A 23,504-nucleotide genomic window follows, 5' to 3' on the forward strand; every position below is an offset into this window, starting at 1 on the left:
CTCGAAGAGCCCGATCGCCGCCTTCCTGGCCACGATGTCGTGTTTCACTCTCAAGTCGACACGCATAAAAAGCCTCCCATTTCTCGTGTCCAAGAAATGGGAGGCAGTTCATGTTTGGGCGGCCGCCGCTTGCGTTTTATCATAGAAAGATCATTGCCGAGCCTTAAATGCCTTTTGTCTGTGTGCCTTCCACAATCATGTTGCGGTTGTAGGCCAGGTGCAGATACATCGCATCGTGAGCGGCAGTGGGGTTGTGCGCCTCGATGGCGTCGGCCGCACCGTGGTGCGTGTGGATGGTCTCCTCGACGAGCTTTTTTGCCCGTTACGTCGATAAAAAGGGGAACGGACGCCTTGAACACACCCATCAGACGGGTAACGACGAGGTTGCCGCCATCCCAGGGCGGCTTCATGGAGTAGCGCCCGTACGCATCGAATTTATCCTCTCATAGATGTGCGGCACCAAGAGCCCCGAGTTCATACGAGCTCGGGGCTCTTTTCGTTTGGATTGCAGACGTATTGACAGACGAAAACAGTCTGCGTCCGGTATTGAGCCATACGAAAGCGAAATTATGCATCTTAATTCCGTACGCAAATCAAGACGAAAACCGTTTGCGTCTCGGATAAATCAGTACGCAAACGGTTTTCGTCTTATATCTTGAAGGCCTACAGGCGAAACGATTCGGCAACGGTGGAGGTCGACCGGTTTGAGTATGGCAGGCTGACGCTCGAAGGCAGCAACGTAACGTTCGACGCGCTCACGTCGGCTCGTCAGGACTTGAGTTTTCACACGCTCGAGCATAAGTGTGTTGAACATCTCGGCATTTCTGAGCTAACGCCGGATATTATGCGCACGCTTCGCTTGCTCGGCAAAGATGGCTATACCAACGCTGCGGCGATTTTGGCGGATAAGAATGATTTTCCGGGCATCGACTGCGTCCGTTTTGGTGATACCGAGGATGTGATCTTGGATCGCGAGGCGGCGACAAATGTATCCGCAATTGAGCAGGTGGACAGGGCGGTAGCTATGTTTTCACGCTACTACCGTTATGAGCGTATCGAAGGGATGGAGCGCGTCCAAAACGATCGAATTCCTCTCGAGGCGTTTCGCGAAGCTGTCGCAAACGCTTTGGTGCATCGGACGTGGGACGTTCGAGCTATAGCAACCCGCATAGCGCGCCTTGATCATCAACCGTCCGTATTTCGCAGCAACTTATAACAGGCTCGGGGTGCCAATTTGGGGTGCAGTAGTGCTGCGCCACGAAAAGGGCCTATCTACTACGTTTAAGCCGCAGGGGTCAACCATAGTCGGCTTTTTCGAAAATTGACAAGCTGCCTACCTGCGGTTTTGTTTTCACGGTTTTTGGTATGGCCGAGGCTATCCGTGTTAACGTAGTAGATGGGCCACTTTTGTGGCAAGGGGCCGATCTGCGGGCTAGGGTAGCTAAAAGAGCCCCGTCCCAAAAAGACTGATTGGGAGCTGGGGCGTGTCGATGCGATAGTATTGCATGGTGGTATTCGACTAACCGAGGGTTTATCCGAGGGCTTTATGGAACAGCACCAGCATAATCAAAGCTTGCAAGATCAGGCATACAATGCACTGCGCTCCAAGATCATCTATGCCGAGCTCAAGCCCGGCACGCGCCTTTCGGCGATTGGTCTGGAAAAGGAGACGGGAATCGGGCGTACGCCCATTCGCGAGTCCTTTGTGCGCCTGCGTGAGCAGGAGCTGGTGGAAACGCGTCCCAAAAGCGGCACCTACGTCTCTAAGATCAGCATGGAGCGCGCCGAGAACGCCTGTTTCTTGCGCGAGAAACTCGAGCGAAGCGTACTCATTAAATGCTGCTCGGTCGCCACACCCGAGCAAAAGCATCGGCTCGATCAGATTCTTGCCGAGTCCGAGTCGCTCGACCATGGCGAAACGCGTCGTTTCTTTGACCTGGACAACCTGTTCCATGAGACGTGTTTTGAGATTGCCGGCCGTCACATGTTGTGGGATTGGATGAAGAGCGTCAATACGCATTTTGAGCGATACAACTGGTTGCGTATGGTGTCGCAGGATCTAGATTGGGAGCCGATTCGTCGGCAGCATCGCCGGATTCTCGAGGCCATTAAGAGGGGCGATACCGACGCGGCGAGCTATCTGGCAGAGACACACCTGCACCTGATGCCCGAAGAGCAAGGTCCGGTTATAGCCTTGTATCCCGACTATTTTGAGCTGTCCAAAGACTCGGCTATCTAGCCCATTATCGCATCTGCTCGTGACGCAAAAACGATGCTGTTCACCTACAGCGTTTTGCAACCGAGATTTTTAAAAAATGCCTAAAATGGCTCAGACTGCCGACAATGGGGAAACGGAGTGCGCTATGGCGCAGATGAGAATCAAGGACATTGCCGTCGAGGCGGGTGTGAGCCCGGCCACGGTCTCGCGCTATCTCAATAACCGCCCCGGGCAAATGACCGAGGAAACCCGTGCTCGCATTGCGGAGGTTATCGAGCGTACCGGCTATCGCCCACGTGCCGCCGCGCGCAATCTGCGCAGCTCGCGTACCAACCTCATCGGCGTGATCTTGGCCGACATCGCCAACCCGTTCTCCAGCGCCATGCTCGAGGGCCTTTCCGCCAGCGCCGCCGCGCGCGGCTGCTCGCTCATGACAGCCATTAGCGGCAACGATCCCGCCAAGGAGGCCGATTCGCTCACCAGGCTTATCGACGCTGGCGTGGACGGCCTGGTCGTCAATACCTGCGGTGGTAACGACGAGGCGATCGTCGCGGCAGCGGGACGCCTGCCCGTTGTGCTGCTCGACCGCGACGTTGCCGACGGCGGTGTCGATCTGGTGACATCTAACAACCGTGAGCTGGTCGCCGGCCTGGTAGACGCCTTGGCTGCTGCGGGCAGCGAGCACCTGTGCCTGCTCACCGAGGCAAGCGACGACAGCTCCGTCCGTCGCGAGCGCGCCGAGGCCTTTACCGACGAGCTTTCGCGCCGCGGCTTTGCCGGCGAGGTTATCACCTTGGCTGATGGCGGCGCCACGGGCGTCGGCCGCCTAGACGAGACCATCCGCGGCTATGCAGGAAAAGAGCTCGGCCTCATTGCCGTCAACGGCCTGGTTTTCCTGAGCCTGACCGAGGCGCTGGCGCAGCTTGGTCCCTCGCTGCCGGCGGGGCTCAAGATCGCGACGTTTGACGACTATCCCTGGAACCATGTGCTCTTTGGTGGAGTTACCACGGCCGCGCAGGACACCCTCACCATCGCCGAGCGCGTGGTCGATCGCCTCTCCGAGCGTATCGACGTTGTTACCACCACCGTGGGCGATGCCGCAAAGCTGGCGCCTAAACGCATCGAGGTTCCCGGCCACATCGAACACCGCGCTTCGACCTCGCGCTAGCCGCTCGTTCGTAACTGCCTGTTCGCGCACGTTTTTTGGGCGCTTGATACGCTTTAACCCTGCGGAAACATTTTTCTGCGATAGTATCTGCGATATAGACCAGTCGAAACCCGCCCGAAAGAAAGGGGAGCGACATGAACCAGCAGAACATCGATTACGTACTCCGTTCCGTAGAGCAGCGTGACATCCGCTTTGTGCGTCTGTGGTTTGTCGACATTCTCGGCCGCCTCAAGAACTTTGCCATTAGCCCCGAAGACCTCGAGGTCGCTTTTGAGGAGGGTATTGGCTTTGACGGCTCCGCCATCGAGGGCTTTGCCACGCCCGAGGAAGCCGACATGCTCGCGTTCCCTGACGCCTCGACCTTCCAGATCCTGCCGTGGCGCCCGAGCCATAACGGCGTCGCCCGCGTGTTCTGCGATGTGTGCACTCCCGATCGCAAGCCGTTTGCCGGCGACCCGCGCGACGCCCTGCGCCGCATGTTCTATAAGGCCGAGAAGGCCGGCTACCTGCTCAACGTGGGTGCCGCGCTGGAGTATTACTACTTCCCCGACGAGCACACCCCCGAGCCGCTCGACAACGTGGGCTACTTCGACCTTTCGGTGAGCGATGCCGCTCGCGACCTGCGCCGCAATACGGTGCTCACGCTCGAGAAGATGTCCGTGCCCGTGGAGTACACCTTCCACGCCGCCGGCCGCTCGCAGCACGGCATTAGCTTGCGTCACGCCGAGGCCCTGAGCATGTCCGACGCCATCACCACGGCCAAACTCATCATTAAGCAGCAGGCCTACGAGAGCGGTTGCCACGCCTCCTTTATGCCCAAGCCGCTGGCGGGCGAGGACGGCAGCGCCATGTTTTTGCATCAGTCGCTGTTCGACCACGACGGCAACAACGTCTTTTGGGGCGAGGACGACGAGAAGTACCACCTCTCCGATATCGCCAAGCACTATATGGCCGGCATTCTGGCACACGCGCGCGAGATCAGCGCCATCACCAACCCCACGGTCAACTCGTACAAGCGCATCACCACGGGCGGCGACTCCGTGCCACAGTACGCTACGTGGGGCCTGCGCAACCGCGCGAGCATGGTCCGCATCCCGGTCTACAAGCCCGGCAAGCAGCTGTCCACGCGCATCGAGCTTCGCAGCCCCGATCCCATGGCCAATCCGTACCTGGTCAACGCCGTCACGCTGGCGGCTGGTCTGGACGGCATCGAGCGCAAGCTGGAACTCCCGCCCGAGGCAACGGCCGAGACGCTCAAGCTTACCGACCGTCAGATGATCGAGGCCGGCTATACGCCGCTGCCGCGCTCGCTCAAAGAGGCGCTCGACGTGTTTGAGGACTCGCAGTTTATGAAGGATGCCCTCGGCGAGCACATCCACAGCTTCTTCCTCAAAAAGAAGCGCGACGAGTGGCATAAGTTTGAGTCCACGATCACCGAGTGGGAGATCAAGCATTATCTGGCGAACTCCTAATCGCGCTGGTTCGTTCCAGTACGATTGAGCTCATTTCCTTGGAGGTCGATATGTCCGAAAAGAGTGCCCTGTTCATGGCGCGCACGACGCGCTTCCACGAGTTTGCCCGCAGCTTGACGACCACCCTGGGTGTCGAGGTGAGCCTGGCAACCCCCGATTCGCCGACTGCGGCGCATGACTTTGACCTGCTGATCCTCGATTCCGATGGCATCCGCAGCGACCGCATCGATCAGATTGCCAAATGGCTCGACGACCGCGGTGGCGTTCCCATGTTGGTAATCGTCGACGACGAGGCGCTCGGCACCCTGCGCCTGCCCAATCACGCGCATGCCGACTTTGTATGCCCCACGGCGACGCCCAACGAGCTCAAGGCTCGTGCGCAGCGCCTGATGGGCGAGGAGGAGACCGTCGCCGCCGACGATGTGCTCAACATCGATAACCTCGAGATTAACCTGGCTACCTACCAGGTGACACTCGACGACGAGCCCATCGACCTGACGCTGATGGAGTACTCGCTGCTGAGCTTTTTGGCGACGCATCCCAACCGTGCCTACAGCCGCGAAGTGCTGCTGCACCGCGTGTGGGGCTTTGAGTACTGCGGCGGCACGCGCACCGTCGACGTGCACATCCGACGCATCCGCTCCAAGGTGGGCCCGCAGATTGCGGCACATATCACCACCGTCCGCGGCGTGGGCTATCTGTTTAAGGACTAGCTTTTCACCGCAAAGGGGGCAGGCGCCTTCGTGGTGGTTTTGCCGCATGCGTGGATCCCTTTCGAGTTTGCAGCAGAACTTAAGCATTCCTTAAAGATTACGTTCTCATACACGTTCGCCCGCATATTGGGGTACAACTCAACGTGAACAATGATGGCCCGCCACATGTTTGGCGGGCCTTTGGTTATTAGACGAAAGGATCGCAGTCATGAGCGAGAACGATTCCCAGCGTCCCCAGGATGCGGGCAACGCTGGCGAGACCCAGCAGCAGCCGCGCGTGCAGGTGGAGTCGACGCCTGCCGACGGCAACATTCCCTACGTGCAGGCCTACGACACACAGACCGGCCAGCCGCTGGGCGGTCAGCAGGTTGTAAACAAGCACACGGTGGTCAAGACCAAGACCAAAAAGCTGCCGATCTTTATTACGGCGCTCGCCGGCTGCGCCTGCGGCGCCCTGCTGGTCATCGCGCTCATTATGAGTGGCACGCTCAACATTGGCGGCGGAAAGAATGTCGTGACGGCGGGTGCTTCGGGTTCATCGACGCAAAAGATTACGATCGACTCCGAGGACACCACGCTTGCCGAGGCCGTTTCTGCCAAGGCCCTGCCCTCCGTCGTTTCCATCACCGCCACTTCGAGCGGTAGCCAGAATGGCTCGCTTTCGCAGTCTGCCGACGAGTCGGATGGTTCGGGCAGCGTCGGTTCGGGCGTGGTGCTCGATACCGAGGGCCACATCCTCACCAACAACCATGTGGTCGATGGCTATGACCAGTACGTGGTTACCATGGACGACGGTACCACCTACGAGGCCGAGTTCGTGGGCAACGACGCCTCGAGCGACCTGGCCGTCATCAAGCTCAAGGATGCTGACGCCTCCAAGCTCACGCCGATCGAGATTGGTGATTCCTCCAAGCTTAACGTGGGCGAGTGGGTCATGGCGATCGGCTCGCCGTTCGGCAACGAGCAATCTGTCTCCACGGGCATTGTGTCGGCGCTGTATCGCTCCACGGCCATGAGTTCTACCAGCGGCAACACCATCTATGCCAACATGATTCAGACCGATGCTGCCATCAACCCGGGCAACTCCGGCGGCGCGCTCGTTAACGACAATGGCGAACTCGTGGGTATTAACTCTCTTATCGAGAGCTACTCGGGCTCCAGCTCGGGCGTGGGCTTTGCCATTCCGGTCAACTATGCCAAGAACATCGCCGACCAGATCATCGACGGCAAGACGCCGGTTCATCCGTACCTGGGCGCCACGCTTTCGAGCGTCAACGCGCTCAGCGCCCGCACTAACAATCTCGGCACCGATAGCGGCGCGTATGTGGCGAGTGTCGCCGAGGACGGTCCTGCCGCCAAGGCTGGCATCCAAGAGGGCGACGTCATCACCAAGCTGGGTGACGATGAGATTACGAGCGCCGATGGCCTGATTATCGCGCTGCGCAGCCACGAGGTGGGCGAGAAGGTCGAGATCACGCTCGTGCGCGGCAAGGAAGAGAAAAAGGTCACGGTCGAGCTGGGTTCTGATGAGGAGCTGCAGAACCAGCAGCAGAACGACAGCGCGACCGACACCGGCAACGGCGGCATTACCGACGAGCAACTGCGCCAGTACCTGGAAGAACTGCTGGGCCAACAGGGTCAGGGGCAAGGCTACGGTCAGGGTTTCTAACGAGCTGTATCGCACATATCGAAGCCAGAGGGGCTGTTCCGCCAGCGCGGGACAGCCCCTCTTCTCTTATTGATCCGTTGGGGACGGAGGAAAACGGATCATTTAGAAATGGCAAGGGCATGGTTCGGAAGGGCTTGGACAGTTAGTTCAGATTTGTATATAACGGGTGCGGTCTGAGGCGTGTTTTGAGCGGTTTTGAAATGAAAGACGGGCCGAGATGGGTGTCTCGAAGACGGAAGCAAACCTAATTCGCCGTCCAGAACGATTGATTGGGGCGAAAAGCCGATATTTCAGCTCGATTCGGCGCGCGTAATTATACAAATCTGAACTAACTGTCCAACCCTGGTCCGGTCGCTGCCAATCCGGTGCGGTTTGAGACTGCTATTCGGCCCCATTGCGACCGGTGGTACTCTAGTATCCGTTTGAAATCGAGCGAAGGAGTGCCGCTATGGAGCAATCGAGCCTGTTTGGTGACGGCGTGGACATCGATACCGAAACGCCAGCGAGCACGGATACCGCCGCGCCGGCCGATACCCGTGCCCAGGCGGCAGCGCGCGCGGCTGAGTTGCGCCACGAGCTCGACTACCATGCTTACCGCTACTACATGCTCGATGCGCCCGAGATCACGGACGCTGCCTTTGACAAAATGCTCGTTGAGCTGCAGGAAATCGAGGCTGCCTACCCCGACCTGGTGACGCCCGACAGCTATACCCAGCGCGTGGGCGGCTACGTGAGCGAGCAGTTTACACCGGTCACGCACATGGCACGCATGTATTCCATGGACGATGCCATGGATCTGGACGAGCTCGACGCTTGGCTCCAACGCACCGAGGATGCGCTCGGTGCCGGTAGCGTTACCTATACCTGCGAGCTCAAGATTGACGGCCTGGGCGTGGCCCTGACCTACCAAAACGGCACCTTCGTGCGCGCGGCCACACGCGGCGATGGCATCACGGGCGAGGACGTGTCGCTCAACGTGCGCACTATCAAGGATGTGCCCATGCACCTATCCGAGCCGGCGCTCGCTCATATGGGCGCCGACCGCGAGCGCACCATCGAGGTACGCGGCGAGGTCTATATGCCCAAGGGCAGCTTTGTTCGCCTGAATGAAGAGGCCGATGCCGAGGGCCGCGACCCCTTCGCCAACCCGCGCAACGCCGCTGCCGGATCCTTGCGTCAGAAGGATCCCAAGGTCACGGCGCGCCGCGATCTGGCCACCTTTATCTATGCCATCGCCGATACCGACCCGCTGCACGTCCACAGCCAGCGCGAGTTTCTGGACTGGTTGCGTAGCGCCGGCTTTAGCGTCAACCCCAACGTGGCTCGTTGTGCCACGCCGGCCGAGGTCCACGAGTTCTGTGCCCAGGCGCTCGAGCACCGCGGCGACTTGGATTACGACATCGACGGCGTGGTCGTAAAGGTTGACAGCTTCCAGCAGCAGCTCGACCTGGGCTTTACCGCTCGCGCACCACGCTGGGCCATTGCCTTTAAGTTTCCGCCCGAGGAAAAGCAGACCATCCTGCGCGAAATTCGCATCCAGGTGGGCCGCACCGGTGTGCTCACGCCGGTCGCCGAGTTCGACCCGGTGACGGTTGCCGGCTCCACCATCGCGCGCGCCACGTTGCACAACATCGACGAGATCCGCCGCAAAAACGTGCGCGAGGGCGATACCATCATCGTGCACAAGGCGGGCGACGTTATCCCCGAGGTCGTGGGTCCGGTGCTCGACAAGCGCCCGGCCGATTCGGTCGACTGGCAGATGCCCGAGGTCTGCCCCGTGTGCGGTAGCCCCGTGGTCCACGAGGATGGCGAGGTGGCTTACCGCTGCGTGTCCATCGACTGCCCCGCACAGCTCAAGGAGCGCCTGCTCCACTGGGTGAGCCGCGGCTGCATGGACGTCGATGGCCTAGGCGACGAGATCGTCGACAAGATGATCGCCGCCGGGCTGATTCACGACGTCGCAGACTTCTACCAGCTCACGGTCGACGACATCGCCGGCCTGGACACGGGGCGCACCTATGCCAGCTCCAACAGCAGAAAGGGCGTTAAGAAGGGCGACCCCATTCCGGTAGGCCTCAAGACGGCCGAGAAAATCATCGCCGAGCTCAACAAGTCCAAGAGTCAGCCGCTCGGTCGCGTGCTGTTTGCCCTGGGCATCCGTCACGTGGGCAAGAGCGTGGGCGAGGTCATCGCCGAGCGATTCCTGTCGATTGACAAGCTTATCTTGGCGAGCGAAGAGGATATTGCCGAGTGCGAGGGCATCGGCCCCAAGATTGCGGCGAGCGTCAAGCAGTTCCTGGCCGTGCCCGAGAACCTTGCCGTCCTGGAACGTCTGCGCCAGGCGGGCCTTTCGCTCGAGGTCGATTTGGGCGCCGCGCACGCGCAAGCCGCAGCCGACGCTGGCGTGGCAGGCGAGCTCGCCGACGCACAGCCGCTCGCGGGTCTGACCTTCGTGCTCACCGGCACGCTCGTCAACCGCACGCGCGACGAGGCGGGCGCGGCGCTCAAGGTGCTCGGCGCCAAGGTTTCGGGCAGCGTGTCAAAGAAGACGAGCTATCTGGTTGCCGGTCCCAAAGCGGGTTCCAAGCTTACCAAGGCCGAGCAGCTGGGCGTACCCGTGCTGGACGAGGACGCACTCGAGCAGATCTTGGCTACCGGTGAGGTGCCCCAGGCTTAAGGCATCAATAGTCAAATTGAAGAACCGCCCGAAAGCGCGATGCCTTCCGGGCGGTTCTTACTTTGTTGGGGAAACCGGCATCGTGATCTGCGTCACGTAGGTCGCGGGGTCGTCGCTGATGATGTCGTCAATGAGGGAGATTTCGCATTGCCCCGCTACGCTGCTAACTTGTCAAAAGCCCCGCGCCGGTTGAGCACGGTAAACGCGACAACACAGATGACTGCCGACAGAATCGACCCGCACGGCGAGGCGATGCCCATGGGAAACAGCGTGTCGGAATAGGCGTTCGACAGCAGCCACGCGCCCGGCACGCGAATGAGTGCCACGGCCAGCACGTTGTGCGCAAAGCCGATGTAGCTCTTGCCGTATGCAGCGAAAAAGCCGCTAAAGCAAATGTGGATGCCGGCAAAAATCGCGTCGAAAATATAGCTGCGCATATAGCCGGTGCCGGCAGCGACTACTGCAGCGTCCTTGGCAAAAAAGCCAATAAACGCCGGCGCCACCAGCCACATCAGCACCGTGGTCAGGCAGCCGTACACCACCGAGATGGTCATGGCGTCTTTGAGCACCTGACGCGCACGGTCGCCCTTGCCCGCGCCGGCGTTTTGCGCCGTGAGTGCGCTGACGGTGGCGCCCATGGAACTCGGTACAATGAACAAAAAGCTGATCATCTTTTCGCCCAGGCCCACGGCGGCGGCGTCGACGAGCCCTCGGTGGTTGGCGATGACGGTGATAAACATAAACGCCACCTGGATGCAGCCGTCCTGCACGGCCACGGGCACGCCGATCTTAAGGATGCTGCCGAGCACCTCGGGCTGGGGACGCAGGTCGCTACGCTTAACGTGGATGTTCGTACGGCGGCTCTTAAGCCACACGAGCGCGAGGGCAACGCTTGCCGTCTGGGCGGTTACCGTGCCGAGTGCCGCACCCACGGGGCCGAGCCCCAAGTGGCCGATAAACAGAAAATCGAGCGCGATGTTGATGATGCACGCCACGCCGATCACGTACATGGGCGAGCGCGAATCGCCTAGGCCGCGAAAAATGGCCGAGAGGATGTTGTATGCGGCGATAAACGGAATGCCGACAAAGCAGATGCGCAGGTAGGCGGCGGTTCCTTCGACTGCCTCGGCTGGCGTGCCAATAAGTGCCACGACCTGCGGGCACAGTGCGAGCAGGATGGCTGCCAGCACTACCGAGACACCCATAAACAGCGTGATGGTGTTGCCGATGACGGTCTCGGCGCGATCGAAGCGGCGCGAGCCCACGGCGTGGCCGACGATAACCGTCGTTCCCATGGCCAGACCCACGAGCGTCACGGTAATGATATAGAGCGTCTGCGCGCCATTGCCCACGGCGGTGATGCCGGCGGCACCGCTAAACTGCCCCATCATGTACAGGTCGGCCATGCCGTAGAGCATCTGCAAAAAGTACGAGAGCATATAGGGCAGGGCAAAGACCGCGATGGTCTTAAGGACATTGCCGCGTGTGAGGTCGTGTTCCATAGGTGGGGCTTTCTGGCTGGGTCTGTTTACGTACCAGTGTAGTGAAAACCCTACAACGATTATAGAGTCAAGGTTTGCGTGTTGAGGATGGGCTTGGGAAGCCGGCCTTGTTCGAAGCGACCTCTCCTGTCGTACGGGTGTCGGCATGATTCTCTCGTGGGGTATTATGTTTTTCGAAGAATAAAACGCCGCGTGAGGGGAGGGCTGCGTGGACGGGCACGTGCAGCATGACGGTTTTGGCCGCGATATCAACTACCTGCGCATTGCCGTTACCGACAAGTGCAATTTCCGCTGCATTTACTGCATGCCGGCCGATGGCGTGGCGCCCCGTGCACACGACGAGTTACTCAGCGCCGAGGAAATCGCCCGCTTTGTGCGCTTGGTGGCGGGGGAGGGCATTCGCCGCGTGCGCCTGACGGGCGGCGAGCCGCTGGTCAGCCGCCGTATTATTCCGCTTATTCGCGACATCCGCGCGATCCCTCAGATCGAGGACATCTCGCTCACCACCAACGGCGCCCTGCTGCCCAAGCTGGCGCCGCAGCTCAAAGATGCCGGGCTTAACCGCGTCAACATCTCGCTCGACACGCTCGACCCTACGCTCTTTGGAAAGATCACGCGCCTGGGTCGGCTCGAGCAGACCATGGCCGGCATCGACGCGGCGCTGGCTTGGGGCTTTGAGCCCGTTAAGGTCAACTGCGTTGTTGTGCGCCGGCTCAACCAGGATGTGGCGGCCCTCGCGCGGCTCACGCTCGACCGTCCCATCCACCTGCGCTTTATCGAATATATGCCCATTGGCGACGAGCGCACGAGCTCGCATTGCGCTGTGGACCCGCATGCGCCCGCGCTCAATCCCGAGCTGTGGGACGCGAGCGATACCGTGCCGAGTGACGAGCTGCGGGCGCGCATCAATGCCGGGGCCACCGCGAGGGGACTGGGCGAGCTCGAGCCGCTCGACATCAACGATGCTCCTGCCGGCGCGGGCCCTGCGCGCTATTGGCGCTTTCCGGGCGCGGCGGGAACGGTTGGCTTTATTAGCGCCATGTCCAACCATTTTTGTGCGAATTGCAACCGTCTGCGCCTGACGGCCGATGGCAACGTGCGTCCATGCCTGTTTAGCGATGCCGAGTATTCGGTGCGCGACGCCCTGCGCCGTGGTGATGATATGCAGGTACTTTCGATTTGGCGCGATGCCGTGGCCCACAAACCGCAGGAACACGCGATAATTGAGGGCACGCAACGATTTATGTCCCAAATCGGAGGATGATCATATGGCCAAGAGCAGGTACGCCGACGCCACCAAGGCCGCTCGCAGGGCCGCGATGTCTGCCCACAAAGTCACGGCCGCGGCGAATGCTGGCAACGCCGACGCGTCCGCGCAGCCGACTTCCAGCGCGGCCACCGAACCCGCCCGTGACGCACGTCGCAACGAGCTGACGCACGTGGACGCCAAGGGCGAGGTGCGCATGGTCGATGTGTCCGACAAGGCCGAGACCCATCGCATCGCCATCGCCGAGGGCACCATCCTCATGCATCCCGAGACACAGGCCATGGTGCTGCAGGACCGCGCCAAAAAGGGCGACGTGCTTGCCTGCGCGCGCGTGGCGGGCATCATGGCCATCAAACGCACGAGCGACATCATTCCCATGTGCCATCCGTTGCTCATTACCAAGAGCAAGTGCGACATTGCGCCCATCGCTCCGGCGGGGACGCCGGCCGAGGACGTGCCCGAGGGCTGGGCACCGGCGCGCGCGGACGGGCAGGTTGGCTTTCACGTACTGGTTACGGCCGGCGTGACGGGCAAGACGGGTATCGAGATGGAGGCCCTGACCGGCGCGAGTGCCGCGTGCCTAACGATCTATGACATGTGCAAGGCGGTTGATCGCGGTATGGAGATCGTCGACGTGCGCCTGTTGCACAAGGAGGGCGGCCGCTCGGGCGTATGGGACCGCGCAGAGCGTCAGGCTGCTGCTGTTGAGGCCGTGGCCACTGACGGTGCCGCACCCGCGAGCGCACCCGTCGCCGTCGCGCCCGCAGCTCCGACACCGGCCGTCCCCGCGATCGCGTTTATCGGCTACCAAAACTCGGGCAAGACCACGCTCGTCGAGAAGGTTATCGCCGAGCTCACCCGTCGCGGCCTGCGCGTGGGTTCGCTCAAGCATCACGGGCACCACGGCTTTGATATCGACGTGCCCGCTAAGGATACCTGGCGCCATCACCAAGCCGGATCCAAGCACGTGGGCCTCATCTGCGCCACGCGCTGGGCGGAGTACGCCGACACGCGCGAGGGGGACGAGATGCCCGCGCGCGAGCTGCTGTCGCGTTACAACGATGTCGACGTGGTGATCATCGAGGGCTACAAGACCGAGGGCTTCGACAACATCGTGGTCGCGCGCTCCGGTGTCGACCGTCTGCGTGGCAAGAGCTCGCTCGACCTGGTCGACGGCCGCACGCTGGCCCTTGCCTGCAACGAAGCCCTGGCACGTCAGGCCTTCGACGCAGGCTTTGCGACCCGAGCCATCAACATCAACGACGCCCGCGCCATCTGCGACCTTATCCAAGACCATCTGGCCTAAAACCTGCCAAAAAGGGACAGGCTTATTTTGGCAGGTTCTATCTGGGCAAACGTCATTTCCACCACAAAGGGTCCAGGCATCTTTGTGGTGGTTTTTGCTTTGGTAGATTTTTGTGACATGCCTTACAATCTACCAAGTAGTTCATGACGGGCGAAAAACGGAGAGAAGGGTCCTGATGCGTCCTTAATGTTTCATGCGGATAGATTGATTTGACAGACGGCGGCGAATGTCCACCGCCCGTATTCGTATGAAACGAGGAGTCTCCGTGCTCGTATCTCTTCTCTCAAAACCTCACCCTTCGTTGTCCGCGCAGGCTAAGCACCTGGTGGCAATGCGCTTCCTCATATATACCGGCTTTCAGACCAGCTACTTCATCGGCGTCATCGGAACGCTCACCTATGCAGACGATGCCTCGGTCGTTGCGACATCGCTGGCCGTCCTGTTTATGAACGTCTTCGTGATCCTGGGATCCTTTGCGGGTGGAGCGGCGCTTGACGCTTGGGGTCCGTGCCGGCATTTCCGGGCGAGTATCTTCGGCACGTTGGCAACCGGCGCGGCAATCCTCGCCTGTGGCAGCGCGACCGGAACAGTCCTTGCCGGCGCGGTGCTCCTGGGCTTTGTGATAGGATTCGCCCAGCCCGTCGCCACGTCCTATCCGGCGTATCTCACCGACGACCCCGTCGAGCTCAAAGACATCAACTCCGCCATCACCATGTCCTCCAACGTGAGCATTATCGTCGGCCCCACACTGGGCGGCTTTGTCGCGGCGGCTGCATCGTCACACGCGGTGTTTTTGCTCATGATGATCTTTACCGTACTGGCGCTCGTCGCCGGTTGGGGCTTTAGGCCGCAAGCAGGTCGCGTCGCCGCGCGCGAAAGTGCTCCCGCGGATAGCAGCACAACGGCAAGTACTGCCAATCAAAGCTCCGACTCCAATAAATCCACCCGCGTCACCTTCGTGACCAGCATCAAGACAGTCTTTACCAACAGCGTCCTCGCCCTGCTGTTCTGCATTATTTTCCTTTCGAACTTTGGCTATGGCGCCTTCGATCCACTGGAGTCATTCTTCTACCGTGATGTTCTGCATGTCGGTGTCGAGTGGATGGGCTGGCTCTCGTCTGCCTGCGGCGTGGGCGCGGTGCTGGGCGCCGTGGTCGCGCTCCGCTTGCCGCCGTACCTGGTCAACCTTAAGACGCTGCTTGTGGCGCTTCTGTCCGTGGGCCTGGGAAGCCTGCTCTACGTGGGAACGCCGTACGTGGGCGTAGCCCTTGTCGGCCAGATTGCCCTGGGCGTGGCCTGGGGCGTCGTCAACCCGCTCCACAACACGATCGTGCAAACGACGGCCCCGCTCGAACAGCTCGGTCGCGTCAACTCGGTCATGGGCTTTGGCAACATGTTCGCCGGCGTGGCGCCGCTGGCGATTGCCCCGTGGCTGGCGGCGACGTTTGGCGTGCAGCAGACGCTCATCGGGGCGGGTATGGTCGTGACGGCGGTTCCCGCGGCACTGCTGCTGTTTGGACGCTGGCATTTGGATTGTGCCGCAAAGCAGTAAAAACCATCACAACATTCGATGAAAATCGCGATTTTGCCGAATAACGTCGAATGTTGTGATGGTTTGCGCCCCGGGTCATGCCATCCTGCGGATCTGGCCGCCACAAAGGGGGCAGGCACCTTTGTGGCGGTTTTTGCTATGGACGGTGCGGTTTCGCTGCAGAACCGCCGGCCCGCCGCCTGCCAACCGCCGCCCTCGTTACGTTTTCGCTGCATTTGGGTAAAGCGCCTGCTCCAAGCCGGCGTTGCCTTGTATACTAGAGCGGTTTAACTGTTATGCGGAAGGGAGCGCCTATGGCACTCAGCGAGAAAGACGTGCGCGGTATCGCCGAGTACGCAAAGATCGCACTGACCGATGACGAGCTCGCCCAGATGACGTCCTACATGAACGATGCCGTCCAGATGCTCGAGCCCGTCTTGCAATATGACTTGCCCGACGTGGAGCCCACGTTCCATCCCATCGGAAGCCTGTCCAACGTGATGGGCGATGACCTGCGCGAGCCCGAGCGCGATCTGCCGCTCGACGTCGCGCTCGAAAACGCAGGCAGCGCGCGCGAGCGCTACTTCCGCGTGCCGTCCATTTTGGGAGAGGGGGAGAGCGAGTAATGGCGCAGAGCTTCGATTCCCTTACCGCCGCCCAGATCGCCGCAGGCGTTGCCGCCGGCGACTTTACCGCTACCGAGGTGGCCCAGGCCTCCCTTGCCGCCATCGAGGCGCGCGAGGGCGGGGTCCAGGCATTCCTGCAGGTGGCGCCCGAGCTTGCGCTCGAGGCCGCCGCGCGCGTGGATGCCGATCGTGCCGCAGGCAAGCCACTGCCCCCGCTCGCGGGCGTGCCGCTGGCCATCAAGGACAACATGAACCTTGTGGGCACGCGCACCACCTGCGCTTCCCGCATGCTCGAGAACTACCAGAGCGTCTACACCGCCACCTGCGTCCAGCGCATGCTCGATGCCGGCTGCCTGCCCATGGGTAAGGCCAACATGGACGAGTTTGCCTTTGGCAGCTCCACCGAGAGCTCGGCGTTCCACCGCACCAACAACCCCTGGGATACCGAGCGCGTGCCCGGCGGCTCCTCGGGCGGCTCCGCTGCCGCCGTCGCCGCGGGCGAGGTCGCGCTCTCGCTGGGCTCGGACACCGGCGGCTCCATTCGCCAGCCGGCGTCGCTGTGCGGCGTGGTGGGCTTTAAGCCCACGTATGGCGCCGTGAGCCGTTACGGCGTGGTCGCCTTTGGCTCGTCGCTCGACCAGGTGGGCCCCTTCGGCCGCACGGTCGAGGATGTCGCGCTGGCCATGAACGCGCTTACCGGCGCGGGCCACGATCCCTACGACTGCACCAGCCAGGATTGCGCCGTCGACTTTACCGAGCATCTCAACGATAGCATCGAGGGTAAGCGCGTGGGTATCATCCCCGCGTTTATGGAGGCCGAGGGCCTGACGTGCGAGGTCAAGGCCGCTGTTCAGCGCGCCGCCCAGGAGCTGCAGAACCAGGGCGCCGAGCTGGTCGAGGTCGACCTGCCGCACCTGGATGCCGCCATCGCCGCCTACTACGTCATCGGCCCGGCCGAGGCGTTCTCCAACCTGGCCCGCTTCGACGGTATTCGCTACGGCTATCAGGAGGAGGGCTGCGCCAACCTGTCCGACCAGAGCTCGCTGTCGCGCGCCCACGGCTTTGGCGCCGAGGCCAAGCGCCGTCAGATGCTCGGCGCCTACCTGCTGAGCTCGGGCGTGTACGACAAGTATTACTACGCTGCGCAAAAGGCCCGCACGCTCATCACGCAGGACTACGACACCGCGTATGCCAAGGTGGACACCATCCTCATGCCCGCCTCGCCGCGCACGGCCTTTAAGTTTGGCGAGATCAGCGACCCCACGCAGATGTACCTCTCCGACCTGTACACCATCTCGCTCAACATTTGCGGCAACGGTGGTATCTCGGTGCCGCTGGGCTTGGGCGAGGATACTCAGCTGCCCGTTTCTGCCCAGCTGGTGGGTCCGGCGTTTAAGGACCGTCAGCTGCTCACGTTTGCCCGCGCCCTGGAGCGCGGCTTTGCCGATGCCGCCACGGGTGCGCCCGTGCTTTCCGTCGCACCCGATTTTGCCGGGAAGGGAGGCGAGCTGTAATGAAGGAGCTTTCCGAGGTCCTGCAGGATTGGGAGGCCGTGATCGGCCTGGAGATTCATACCGAGCTCACCGCACTCGATACCAAGATGTTCTGCAACTGCAAGCTCAGCCACGATGACGAGCCCAACGCCAACGTGTGTCCGGTGTGCTTGGGCCTGCCCGGCGCCCTGCCGGTGCCCAACAAGCGCGCCATCGAGAGCATCGTTAAGGCCGGCCTCGCCACCAACTGCGAGATCCAGCGCCACTCGATGTTCTACCGCAAGCACTACTTCTATCCCGATATGGCCAAGAACTTCCAGACCACGCAGGGTCCAGTCGCCTTTGCCATGTACGGTCACCTGGACCTGGACGTGACTGGTCGCGGCGCGGCAGAGCGCCCCGATTGCGCGTTTGGCGAGGCCGAGGCCCAGAGCCTGGCGAGCGCCTCGGCCAACGCCGAGGGCCTGTCCACGTCCATGACGTCGACCATGCGCGAGGGCAACCAGCGCGCCGGCCATCTGGCCAGCTATGACGCGTCCAACCTGCAGATGCCCGAGCGTCGCGAGGACGGTTCCTACACGGTGCCCATCCGCATCCTGCGCATCCACATGGAGGAGGACGCTGCCAAGATGGTGCACGTGGGCGGTGCCGAGGGCCGCATTACCGCCGCTGCCGAGTCGCTCGTCGACTACAACCGCTGCGGCACGCCTTTGATTGAGCTCGTCACCGAGCCCGACTTGCGTACGCCTGAGGAGGCTCGCCTGTTTATGGAAAAGCTCCGTCGCATTTTTGTGACGCTGGGCATTTCGGACTGCTCCATGGAGAAGGGCTCCATGCGCTGCGACGGCAATGTGTCGCTGCGCCGCCGCGGCGAGACCAAGCTGGGCACCAAAACCGAGCTCAAGAACCTCAACTCGTTTAAGAGCCTGCACGACGGCCTTGCCTACGAGATTTGCCGCCAGGCCGAGGTGCTCGAGGAGGGCGGCATTATCTATCAGGAGACCCGCCACTGGGAGCCCAGCCGCAAGCGCACCGTGGTCATGCGTGTGAAGGAGACGGCCGACGACTATCGTCTGTTCCCCGACCCCGACTTGGCGCCGTTCGATCTGGACGACGAGTTCATCGATCGCTGCCGAGGTGAGATTCCCGAGCTGCCCGATGCCAAGCGCGCCCGTTTTGAGGCCGATTTTGGCATTAAGGCGGCCGATGCCGAGCAAATCGCCGGTGACCCGGAGTTTGCCGAGTTCTTTGAGGCCTCCGCTGCCGGTATGGCTGGCAAGGAGGCCCAGACGGTTGCAAACTTGCTGGTGAACGAGATGATCGCCTACCTTAAGGGCGCGGGCGTGTCGCTCGCCGAGTCCGGCATCGCGCCGGCTCAGGTGGCAGCGCTTGCCAAGCTGCTGGCGACCGATGCCATCAGCTCCAACCAGGCTCACGAGGTCTTTGAGGCCATGGCCCAGACCGGCGACGACCCCAACAAGATCGTCGACGAGCGCGGTATGCGTCAGGTGAGCGATGCCGGCGCGCTGCAGCCGATTGTGGACGAGGTGCTGGCAAACTGTGCCGAGCAGGCACAGCAGTATCGTGACGGCAACCAGAAGGTCATCGGCTTTTTGGTGGGCCAGTGCATGAAGGCGAGTCGCGGCAAGGGTAACCCAAAGCTCTTCAACGAGTTGCTGAGAACCTCGCTCTCGTAAGCGGGAACCGAGGGGCCGGGCGCAGGGCCTTGCCTCTCAATTTCGGACAGTCCTGACTCACGACGGAGGCGCCACTGGCGCCTCCTGTTCGTGCGGAACTCATTGAGAGGCAAGGCCCTGCGCCCGGCCCCTCGGTTCCGTGGCGACTCGGCCGTTCTGGTCAGTCGGGCTGAATGGAAATAGAGTGAATGGGCGCGCCGTTGGCGCGCCCATTGTTTTTGAAGGGAACTCATTTTGAGCAAGCGCCCGCCCTGCCGGGGCTCCCGGGTTCCGTGGCGACTCAGCCGTTCTGGTCAGTCGGGCTGAATGGAATTTGGTGAATGAGGGTGCCGTTGGCACCCTCATTTTTTTGTGGATGTGGCGCAGGGACGGTCTCTTGGTCACATTTTTGGGCTGTGGAAAGCGAAGCTTAATACTTTCCCGAGAAGTGAACGACCTTATTTGGACCTCTGAAGCATCGACACTATTTGGACGCTGTTTCCTGCGGTTTTGCCGAGTTTTCCCTGCGGTTTTGTTACTAAAAAATGCGGATGCTTCAGGGGTCCGATTTTGCTCGTTCACTTCTCGGGAAAAGTATTAGACCTCGATTTGCTGGGACGGGGGAGAGTCTTTCTTGGATGCCGGAGATGTACGTTGCGGCAGACGGATTGTCGAAAGTCGGCCGGTCTGCACCCTAAGATTTCCAGAAAGTTAACCATTTTTGACCTTAATAGTTAGGCACACTTAACTATTATCCAAAAGTGTGCTCATGCAAACTTATTCACTCGGGTGCGGAGGCACCGTGCCGTGTCCAATGCGACAAAAGGGAGAAGCAACATGTAGAAGTCGACGTTTAACACCCTGCTTGTCGGTGGCGGTTTTCTGCTTGGTACGGCTGGCATCAAGCTGCTCGCCAGCGCTCCGGTAAAGAATGCCTGCGTGCAGGGCATTGCGTGCGGCATGCTGCCGTCGAGTATATCGTGGCGCCCGGCATCACTTCGTCCATCGAAGGGCGTCGCGCCATCATCGGTTCCGCGCACTTTGTATTTGAGGATGAGGGCGCGCAGCTCGAGTCCGACATTAAGGAGCAAATCGAGCCTCAGATGTAGGGCCTGTCGCCGCTGTATTTGGCGGTCGATGGCAAGGTCGTCGGCGTGCTCGGCATCGAGGACCCGCTCAAGCCTGGGGTCCGTGAGGTCATCGCCGACCTGCATGCGCTGGGCGTCAAGCATGTCGTTATGCTCACGGGCGACTCCGAGCGCACGGCCGAGCGCATTGCGCGAGGGGCGGGGATCGACAAGTTTAAGGCCGAGCTGCTGCCCGAGGACAAGTACGCGTATGCGGAGCGCATTAAGGGCGAGGGGAGCCACGTTGCCATGGTGGGCGACGGCGTCAACGATTCGTCGGCGCTCGGTTTGGCCGACGTGGGGCTTGCAATGGGTGGCGGAAGCGACATCGCCAAGGAGGTCGCCGATATCATCCTGACCGATACGGATCTTGCTGCGATCGTGCGCCTGCGCCGTATGAGCCAGGGCCTCGTTGATCGTCTGACGAGCTCCTACTCTAAGGTGATGCTCACCAACTCGGCGCTCTTGGCACTGGGCATTACCGGCGCGATTGCCTCGCAGGCATCGTCGCTGCTGCACAACGGCTCGACGATCGCCTACAGCCCGAGCAACGCGAAGGCTTACCTGCGTTAGCAGACGTGTTTGCCCACGTTATCTGGCCTGCGCCCAGACGGCATCGGTGTCGTCCGGGCGCAGGCCTTTTGCATTTGACCCCAATTGATAGCGTCTCTATATAGTGTTGCTATCGAGGATAGCAATTGAAGGGAGCGAGATCGACGTGGGTGCTGCTAGCGGCATGGCGCAGGTGAACGTTTGCGTGGATCGCCAGGTCAAGAACCGTGCCGAGGAGGCGCTGCGGCTTTCGGGCGGGACACTGTCCGAGCTCATCAAAAAGGTGGTGGCCACGGTAGCGCAGGGTGGCGGTTCGTGCGAAGAGGTGTTGTCGGCCGTTGAAGACCAACTGCCTAGTGCTGGTGCCACCTCGCCGTTTGTCGCATCATGGGCGGCGGTGGATCGGCTTTACGCGGACCTGGGCATCGATACATCATCTGCGTCTGATGACCGCAGCTGGGACACAATCTATTCCGAAGCCATGGATGAGCATTATCGCCAAAAGGGGATGATCCTGTGAGTGGAGGCCCCCTTAAGATTATGGTGGACGCCAACGTATGGGTCGATTCGTTTTGCGCCGAGCATACCGAGTCGCTTGCCGCGCGCGTTTATTGGGCAGGCGACGGAGACGGGGGCGTTGCTGTTCTTTCCGGTGCATATCGCCAAGGACGTGCTGTACGTTGTCCAACACGAGCTGAAGCGTAGCGTTCTTGCCGGCGGGGGAGCGCTCGACGAGGCATCTGTCCGTGCAATTGGTGGCGATGCGGCGTTGGCGTTTGTTCGGAACATGACCGAAAACGTCACGGCCGTGGGCGCTGATGCATCCGATCTGTGGCTAGCCGACAAATATCTGACGCTCCATCGCGATTACGAGGACAACTTGGTGCTCGCCGCGTGCAAGCGCGCGCAGATCGATTACTTGGTGACCAACAATCGCAAGCTGCTCGAACATGCCGATCTTGCAGCAAAGACCCCGCGCCAAATGATGCCGATTCTAGCTTTGGCCGAACGTGGTGGCGCGGCTATCGGTTAACGCGAACTGTTTGCGTGGCCTTCGGAACGTCGGCGCTCAGAAGGCCACGCATCCTTTAATTACAAAAGCGCTGCCTTGATGACGGGAGCTTCGACGAGCTTCTCGGCGGCCTTTTCGTCGGAATCGTTTAGTGCTGCTAGACTGCGGTAGACCCACTCGTTGACCTGGGTGTTCTTGACGCCTGCGGTCTGCATAAGGGCGCCTACCTCGCGGATTGCTGCGAGCAGATCGGCTTTGGGACCCGCGAGCTCGACCTCGATGCCGTGGTAGGCGGCCACGCCGCGGTTCTCGCTCACGTGGTCGATAAAGCCCGCGACGGTCTCTAACTGCTGGGCGAGAGCTGCATCATCGTCAGCGTCCAGCGCAACAAGGGCGTTCGATACCGTGAGGGCGGGATGTCCACAGGGGACAAAGCCTTCGATGACATCCATGGCTTCGGTAATGGTTGAGCCCAGGCCTGCGAGGGCATTGACGAGTTGCTGCTTGGTATCCATAACGGTCCTTTCGACGGGTCAATTTTGCTTGGCGAAAATATACGTGACGCGTTCAGTGGCAAAAATGCGAAGTATGGTGCACATTAGGGTCTTCACAGCTCGTGCATAGAGCAGTTGTCTGCCTTTAGAACGTGGTAAGATAGCTATCCACGAGCGGGGTTTACCCCGCGTGTTCCTTGAAAAGTCGACGGTTATCGGGTGTTTGCAGGCCCGATACCATCCAGACTTTCCCAACATTCGGGGGCGACTGGTTTCGACACGATAGCTCTGAGAGAGGAAGCAAGCCGAGGCCTCCTCGCCTCGTTAAACAGGGGTAACGTCAAATTGAATTGACAACAACTCTTCTTTTGAGCCTATGGCTCTCGCTGCTTAGTTTATAGCGGCGCGTCAACCCGGTGATTTCCCCGACACCGGCGCGACGTCATGTTAGGGGAATGCTCCCGCGCACGTAATCGGTATGGCGCGGGCTAAGACCGAACCGGTTGGGATGCCGCGAGCGTGTCGCTGCGCGCAAAGCGTCCGAGACTAAACCAGCGACTGAGCTTGGAGATGCCAATCAGGGGGCTTTCGTGGACCGGAGTTCGATTCTCCGCGCCTCCACCAATAGCTACAGGCAGGTAGGTAAACGCACCTACCTGCTTTTTTATTACTTATAGATACCGCGGAGAATCGAACTCTATGCAGGGCGCGGGCGTAAAGAAAACGCGTAAGCGTTTTTAGCCCGCGGGCGAGGACGCCGGCAGGCGGCCGAAGCCGGTGCGGATTTGCGAAGCAAATACGCGGATTCTCCGCGCAAAGCCTCGACCCTATATAGATGCGATGCCGATCGGATGACAGCCGGCAACGCCCTGCACCAGCGTCATCCCCGCACCGCGGAGAATCGAACTCTATGCAGGGCGCGGGCGTAAAGAAAACGCGTAAGCGTTTTTAGCCCGCGGGCGAGGACGCCGGCAGGCGGCCGAAGCCGGTGCGGATTTGCG

At 60.9% G+C, this 23,504-nt stretch carries 19 protein-coding genes and 1 other RNA gene; 18 read left to right on the forward strand and 2 right to left on the reverse strand.

Annotated elements, in window-relative coordinates; translation table 11 throughout:
* Positions 1–655: 655 nt before the first annotated feature.
* From ACTNB2_RS08260 to ligA, 7 genes are all read left to right on the forward strand, one after another.
* Positions 656–1,216 carry a hypothetical protein gene (locus tag ACTNB2_RS08260; RefSeq protein WP_441044922.1) on the forward strand — a complete coding sequence of 187 codons (561 nt, stop codon included), beginning with the start codon at positions 656–658 and terminating at the stop codon, positions 1,214–1,216.
* A 357-nt stretch (positions 1,217–1,573) separates the two neighbouring features.
* Complete coding sequence (locus ACTNB2_RS08265) at positions 1,574–2,239, forward strand: GntR family transcriptional regulator (RefSeq protein ID WP_441044921.1); 666 nt, start codon at positions 1,574–1,576, stop codon at positions 2,237–2,239.
* A gap of 124 nt (positions 2,240–2,363) precedes the next feature.
* Positions 2,364–3,386: a LacI family DNA-binding transcriptional regulator gene (locus tag ACTNB2_RS08270; protein WP_441042516.1), complete on the forward strand. Its 1,023-nt coding sequence runs from the start codon at positions 2,364–2,366 to the stop codon at positions 3,384–3,386.
* 134 nt (positions 3,387–3,520) lie between these two features.
* On the forward strand, positions 3,521–4,858 hold the full coding sequence (locus tag ACTNB2_RS08275) for a glutamine synthetase family protein (protein WP_441042515.1): 1,338 nt from the start codon (positions 3,521–3,523) through the stop codon (positions 4,856–4,858).
* Positions 4,859–4,908: 50 nt separating this feature from the next.
* Complete coding sequence (locus ACTNB2_RS08280; RefSeq protein WP_161145500.1) at positions 4,909–5,571, forward strand: response regulator transcription factor; 663 nt, start codon at positions 4,909–4,911, stop codon at positions 5,569–5,571.
* 208 nt (positions 5,572–5,779) lie between these two features.
* Positions 5,780–7,240: a S1C family serine protease gene (locus ACTNB2_RS08285; protein ID WP_441045746.1), complete on the forward strand. Its 1,461-nt coding sequence runs from the start codon at positions 5,780–5,782 to the stop codon at positions 7,238–7,240.
* A 448-nt stretch (positions 7,241–7,688) separates the two neighbouring features.
* Positions 7,689–9,917 carry an NAD-dependent DNA ligase LigA gene (ligA, locus tag ACTNB2_RS08290; RefSeq protein WP_441042513.1) on the forward strand — a complete coding sequence of 743 codons (2,229 nt, stop codon included), beginning with the start codon at positions 7,689–7,691 and terminating at the stop codon, positions 9,915–9,917.
* A 155-nt stretch (positions 9,918–10,072) separates the two neighbouring features.
* Here the strand turns inward: ligA and ACTNB2_RS08295 are convergent, their stop codons facing one another.
* A complete protein-coding gene (locus ACTNB2_RS08295; RefSeq protein WP_441042512.1) occupies positions 10,073–11,419 on the reverse strand; it encodes an MATE family efflux transporter in 1,347 nt (448 codons plus the stop codon).
* A gap of 208 nt (positions 11,420–11,627) precedes the next feature.
* Here ACTNB2_RS08295 and moaA point away from each other — a divergent pair, with 208 nt between their 5' ends.
* From moaA to ACTNB2_RS08345, 10 genes are all read left to right on the forward strand, one after another.
* Complete coding sequence (moaA, locus tag ACTNB2_RS08300; protein WP_441042511.1) at positions 11,628–12,683, forward strand: GTP 3',8-cyclase MoaA; 1,056 nt, start codon at positions 11,628–11,630, stop codon at positions 12,681–12,683.
* Between the two features lie 4 nt (positions 12,684–12,687).
* Positions 12,688–13,992, forward strand: a complete 1,305-nt coding sequence (gene mobB / locus ACTNB2_RS08305) for a molybdopterin-guanine dinucleotide biosynthesis protein B (RefSeq protein ID WP_154518584.1) — start codon at positions 12,688–12,690, stop codon at positions 13,990–13,992.
* A gap of 265 nt (positions 13,993–14,257) precedes the next feature.
* Positions 14,258–15,544, forward strand: a complete 1,287-nt coding sequence (locus ACTNB2_RS08310) for an MFS transporter (RefSeq protein WP_441042510.1) — start codon at positions 14,258–14,260, stop codon at positions 15,542–15,544.
* Between the two features lie 293 nt (positions 15,545–15,837).
* Complete coding sequence (locus ACTNB2_RS08315) at positions 15,838–16,149, forward strand: Asp-tRNA(Asn)/Glu-tRNA(Gln) amidotransferase subunit GatC (RefSeq protein ID WP_138339680.1); 312 nt, start codon at positions 15,838–15,840, stop codon at positions 16,147–16,149.
* Positions 16,149–17,663, forward strand: coding sequence for an Asp-tRNA(Asn)/Glu-tRNA(Gln) amidotransferase subunit GatA (gene gatA / locus ACTNB2_RS08320; RefSeq protein ID WP_441042509.1), 1,515 nt, complete (start codon positions 16,149–16,151; stop codon positions 17,661–17,663). The genes ACTNB2_RS08315 and gatA overlap by 1 nt, the downstream gene beginning before the upstream one ends.
* Complete coding sequence (gene gatB, locus ACTNB2_RS08325) at positions 17,663–19,339, forward strand: Asp-tRNA(Asn)/Glu-tRNA(Gln) amidotransferase subunit GatB (protein ID WP_441042508.1); 1,677 nt, start codon at positions 17,663–17,665, stop codon at positions 19,337–19,339. Before gatA ends, gatB begins: the two co-directional genes overlap by 1 nt.
* A gap of 932 nt (positions 19,340–20,271) precedes the next feature.
* Positions 20,272–20,427, forward strand: a complete 156-nt coding sequence (locus ACTNB2_RS08330) for a hypothetical protein (RefSeq protein ID WP_441042553.1) — start codon at positions 20,272–20,274, stop codon at positions 20,425–20,427.
* Between the two features lie 12 nt (positions 20,428–20,439).
* Positions 20,440–21,018, forward strand: a complete 579-nt coding sequence (locus ACTNB2_RS08335) for an HAD-IC family P-type ATPase (protein ID WP_441045748.1) — start codon at positions 20,440–20,442, stop codon at positions 21,016–21,018.
* A 145-nt stretch (positions 21,019–21,163) separates the two neighbouring features.
* Positions 21,164–21,517, forward strand: coding sequence for a hypothetical protein (locus ACTNB2_RS08340; RefSeq protein WP_441042552.1), 354 nt, complete (start codon positions 21,164–21,166; stop codon positions 21,515–21,517).
* A 117-nt stretch (positions 21,518–21,634) separates the two neighbouring features.
* The gene (locus ACTNB2_RS08345) at positions 21,635–22,030 is read left to right on the forward strand and encodes a hypothetical protein (RefSeq protein ID WP_441042551.1); all 396 of its coding nucleotides are present in this window, start codon (positions 21,635–21,637) and stop codon (positions 22,028–22,030) included.
* Between the two features lie 59 nt (positions 22,031–22,089).
* Here ACTNB2_RS08345 and ACTNB2_RS08350 read toward each other — a convergent pair whose 3' ends face one another.
* On the reverse strand, positions 22,090–22,524 hold the full coding sequence (locus ACTNB2_RS08350) for a hypothetical protein (RefSeq protein ID WP_441042550.1): 435 nt from the start codon (positions 22,522–22,524) through the stop codon (positions 22,090–22,092).
* A gap of 239 nt (positions 22,525–22,763) precedes the next feature.
* Between ACTNB2_RS08350 and ssrA the strand changes: the two genes are divergently transcribed.
* Positions 22,764–23,127: a transfer-messenger RNA gene (ssrA, locus tag ACTNB2_RS08355) on the forward strand.
* Positions 23,128–23,504: the final 377 nt, after the last annotated feature.

The sequence above is a fragment of the Collinsella sp. HCP28S3_G2 genome (assembly GCF_052065125.1).
Lineage (GTDB): Bacteria > Actinomycetota > Coriobacteriia > Coriobacteriales > Coriobacteriaceae > Collinsella.

Bases quoted from the DNA above. Each gene is read 5' to 3' on its own strand.
- ACTNB2_RS08270 (WP_441042516.1), top strand. From the start codon at position 2,364: ATGGCGCAGATGAGAATCAAGGACATTGCCGTCGAGGCGGGTGTGAGC.
- ACTNB2_RS08275 (WP_441042515.1), top strand. From the start codon at position 3,521: ATGAACCAGCAGAACATCGATTACGTACTCCGTTCCGTAGAGCAGCGT.
- ACTNB2_RS08280 (WP_161145500.1), top strand. From the start codon at position 4,909: ATGTCCGAAAAGAGTGCCCTGTTCATGGCGCGCACGACGCGCTTCCAC.
- ACTNB2_RS08285 (WP_441045746.1), top strand. From the start codon at position 5,780: ATGAGCGAGAACGATTCCCAGCGTCCCCAGGATGCGGGCAACGCTGGC.
- ligA (WP_441042513.1), top strand. From the start codon at position 7,689: ATGGAGCAATCGAGCCTGTTTGGTGACGGCGTGGACATCGATACCGAA.
- ACTNB2_RS08295 (WP_441042512.1), bottom strand. From the start codon at position 11,419: ATGGAACACGACCTCACACGCGGCAATGTCCTTAAGACCATCGCGGTC.
- mobB (WP_154518584.1), top strand. From the start codon at position 12,688: ATGGCCAAGAGCAGGTACGCCGACGCCACCAAGGCCGCTCGCAGGGCC.
- ACTNB2_RS08315 (WP_138339680.1), top strand. From the start codon at position 15,838: ATGGCACTCAGCGAGAAAGACGTGCGCGGTATCGCCGAGTACGCAAAG.
- gatA (WP_441042509.1), top strand. From the start codon at position 16,149: ATGGCGCAGAGCTTCGATTCCCTTACCGCCGCCCAGATCGCCGCAGGC.
- gatB (WP_441042508.1), top strand. From the start codon at position 17,663: ATGAAGGAGCTTTCCGAGGTCCTGCAGGATTGGGAGGCCGTGATCGGC.
- ACTNB2_RS08350 (WP_441042550.1), bottom strand. From the start codon at position 22,524: ATGGATACCAAGCAGCAACTCGTCAATGCCCTCGCAGGCCTGGGCTCA.